This window comes from Paenibacillus sp. 01L418, assembly GCF_056400045.1.
Window position 1 is genome coordinate 1 of record NZ_JBFTSN010000540.1, and the last position, 3756, is coordinate 3756.

General features: G+C 40.7%; 3 protein-coding genes. 2 read left to right on the forward strand and 1 reads right to left on the reverse strand.

From position 1 onward, the window contains the following. Window positions 1-274 (forward strand): hypothetical protein (locus AC1DSE_RS32215; RefSeq protein WP_477528831.1); only part of this gene is annotated, 274 nt, incomplete at its 5' end. A gap of 624 nt (window positions 275-898) precedes the next feature. On the opposite strand, the gene AC1DSE_RS32220 is transcribed toward AC1DSE_RS32215, so the two are convergent. Continuing rightward, a complete protein-coding gene (locus tag AC1DSE_RS32220) occupies window positions 899-2668 on the reverse strand; it encodes an ABC transporter substrate-binding protein (RefSeq protein WP_477528832.1) in 1770 nt (589 codons plus the stop codon). Window positions 2669-3128: 460 nt separating this feature from the next. Between AC1DSE_RS32220 and AC1DSE_RS32225 the strand changes: the two genes are divergently transcribed. Next, on the forward strand, window positions 3129-3383 hold the full coding sequence (locus tag AC1DSE_RS32225; protein ID WP_339208871.1) for a hypothetical protein: 255 nt from the start codon (window positions 3129-3131) through the stop codon (window positions 3381-3383). The last annotated feature ends 373 nt before the right edge of the window (window positions 3384-3756 follow it).

Consider the following 3756-nt stretch of genomic DNA (forward strand, 5'->3'; position numbering starts at 1 on the left):
AGGGATTGTCAGTTCGGGGTTTAAAATTAAAATGAACTTGGAGTACTCAGGGGTAGAGCTTATCGATAACAGTAACGCCATGATGCCGGATGAAATTTTGAATTTATTGAATGAAGATTTAAATGAAATTTTCGGAAATGGACCATTTGATAAGAAAGTATTAAAACAAGAAATTAAAAACCTGAATATGCTGTATTATGTAAGATATAATGGTAAAGCATATCGAAGCGATGAATGGGATGCTATGCAGCCAGAAGACTTTGCACAAATGTAATAAACGCCATCATTTATAACGATATCGAAAATCCAAAGCACATGCAAAAACAGGAAAAAAGCCTCCCTACTATTATGGAGACTTCTCCCTGTTTGTGAGACAAGAATCGCAACCAGTTGTCGAAATCCTGTCGGTTTTAGCTCTCTGCCTATGGCTTTTCATTGACTACAAATTAGGGTCTCGACCAACTGTGTATTATCAATTCCGTTTAGTTATATCTGCAGATCCTTCAGCACCATCCCCCTTGTCATATCGATACGCCTCTCAAAATAAGAAAACCCAATTAAAAAAAAGATACAAGGATTTTTAAAATAATGAAATATCCAGGAAATGCTTTTTTTCTTATTTAGGGTAAGGCTCACCATAATGGGTCTAACGGCGAATAATTCGCGCGATTCCCCTTAAGCAGTACTCGAATTGTTCAATGAACTTTTAACATTTTATAATTTTTAAAGTATTCAAGAAAGACCAGTAGAATATAAGCAAGAAACTTTTATAAAGGCTGCTGAGTCCTTTAGTTAATTAGATCCAAGCAATGAAATAAATCCTCCTCTGAATAGCTTTCGAGGGGGATTTTCTAAATCTCATTATTTATTTTAAAGATGTAAAAAGAGGAACCAATTGTTAGGCACGCCAAATGTGTTTGAAATCAATCCAGCCGAGCGAATTGATCCGAACTCCTTTTAAAGAAGGATGGTAGTCGGTATAAAATTTACTATGAAGCAAGAATAAGACCTGGTACTCCTCTCGAATTCTCTCTTCAATTTCTGTGTAAATAGCCATTCGGTCTGGCGAATTCCTGCAAGCAAGCGCTTCATCAAATCGATCAAGTGTCCAAACCGACAGCTCTGGCGCCATCAGTCTCTTCAAGAAGCTGTCTTCCTGTTCACAGCTCTCGATCAAACTAACCTCATCCTCAGGAAATACGAGCGAATACAGCGTCATATCAACCTCGTCCAGCACWTTCTCCGGTGACTCAACACGAACTTGCATCTTAATGCCATAGTCGGTACACTGCTTCTGAATCCATCGGGCATCAGCCTCATTACTCGTATGCGAACATAACGTAATCGGCGATTGATCGAATCCGTATCGGATAATCTGCTTGCGCAGCTCCTCATCACAACCTGTTTCCCTTATTCCTTCAAAAGGTTCTGATTTAGGGAAAAAACCTTTGGCCGGCATATACCGGTAGCCTCCAAGTTCGCGAATCATTCGATTCCGGTCAAGCAGCTGATCTAAAATAGTGCGGAACATCTGCGACTGCTGAAGCCCTGCTCTCTGCATGTTAAAGCTCAGCATACTCGTACAGACATTCTTGGATTCAAGCTTGATCCAGCCGTCCTCTTCCATCACAGCCTGCTGCTTCGGATCACAGATCAGCTGCTTCCAACTTGCCACATTGGCCTTAAGAGCTTCATGCTGCGGTACATGTACGATTTCGACCTGGTCCAAATGAGGACGTGATTGAAAATATTGTACATTTGCTTCAAGCAGCAGCCTTCCACTGTTCCACTCTTCAATCTGGAAAGGGCCTGTGCCAATGGGACGCTTCCAGWACATCTCTTCGCTTTGCCCCAGCAGCCCTGAAGGCAATATTGACATTACAACGGAGCAGGCATATTTGAGAAATAACCAGTTGGGTTTATGCAATTGAATGCGTACAATCCGTTCTGATATGGCTTCGACTCTGTCCAGCGACCGCATAATCCAGCTATTCAGTTTTCCGCTTCTCAGACGTTCTATCGTAAAAACAACATCAGCTGCAGTAAGTTCAGTTCCGTCATGGAATAATACGCTTTTCCTCAGATGAAAAGTCCATACTGTAGCATCCTCATTGCATTCCCACTCATGGGCGATACCGGGCAATATCCGGCCCGTATTCTCCTCCAGCACAACAAGTCTGTCACAAATCTGCTGAATGATATGCGCATCAAATGAAAAGATACATTCTGCCGGATCCAAAGTCATGATCGTCCTTGTAATAGGAAGGCGCAGCACATCGGCCAGTTTCCCCTGCTGTTTGTGGAAGCCAAAGCTGCCTCTCATCCACTCCATAAATTTCTCATTGGCCGCCGTTCCTTCCCCAAAGTTCTGGAGAAGATGAAAAGCCTTATTATAATCACCGTCTTCGGCATATTGTCGTGACAGATCCAGAAGCAGCTTCTCCCGGTCTTTCCGGAAAGTAATCTGTGATCGGTTGCCCCTGCCTCTTCCTGCCTTCCACTCGATGAAGCCTTCCTCTGACAGTTTGCGGAGGACAAGCTTGGCATTTCGTTCCGTACAATACAGCGCCTCAGCTATTTTCTCAAGTGATGCCTCCGCCGCTGCCCCAGCTCCAAGCTCACTCGCAAACCGCCCGTACAGCGTTAAATAACGTTCAATCGTTAACATCGTAATTCCTCACCTCACTTAAAAGAGGAAATCTATTGAGCATATTCTACACTCTTTACACCTTTCTTTCACCTGTATAATGAAATTAACAAGCGAGGTACCCTAAACAAATTTCGATTTTACGTTTTGCTATGTCGAACAAATAAAAGGCAATATTTAATTAATGATATAGTACTATCTCCCTTGAACGAAATATATTATGTAATCGTTTTAAAAGCTTACCATAACCAACTAAACTTAATTTACTTAAGAATTTGACGTTTTTAATACCTGTTTACAGTGACTGATTCGCAAATTCGCAGGAAAACATCCTGACGGCTCTTTTTTCTGATTTACTTTTAATTTTATACTACTTATCAATCTATCATTTCAATGTATCTCAAAAAAAGGCATCATTTAAGTCACAATCTATCATCCTCCAGCATTTGATATAGAGTCTAGTGAAAGCGAGGTGATAGATATGTCTTCTGTAGGTATTCCTTTAGAACCTGATTTAGTATTAGTATCCTGGACAAGAAACCCGCTTATCCCCGGTTCTGCTCGCAAAATTACTGCTTCCCGTGTCATCGGCAGTGCTAAACCTTGTGAAAGCAAACTAACTTCAGGCTCGCTCCTTATCCCTGCAATAAAATGCTTGAAGAAGAACGGCTTTATTGTAGTTGTTAGCAAGAGAACAACAGCTGTATCCGGCTATTTACTGTTACAACGCGGATAGCATGATTTTTATTTATGATTTGATTTATGAATTGGCTCTTCATCAGGGCCCTTTTTTTAGTTTTTGCTCAYTCCGGTTCTAACGATGTAACACTTTAGATGAAGTCTCAATTTCTGACTCTACATCAATCCAATAATATCAGCTTATTTTTTGCTCAAATTGTGTATTCATACTTTGTTTGGTATGTTAAAATTTAGTGGAATTATCAAAGAATTTGTCGAGAGAAGGCATTGTTATGAGTAGAAATAGAAATAGAAGTAGAAATTCCTACATATGTCCCCTACCACACGAATCACACGAATCTTGATCACGAACACATGAAAGAGCCTACAGATTTATCCGAAGGCTTTTCATCTTCACTTATTTCATTGCC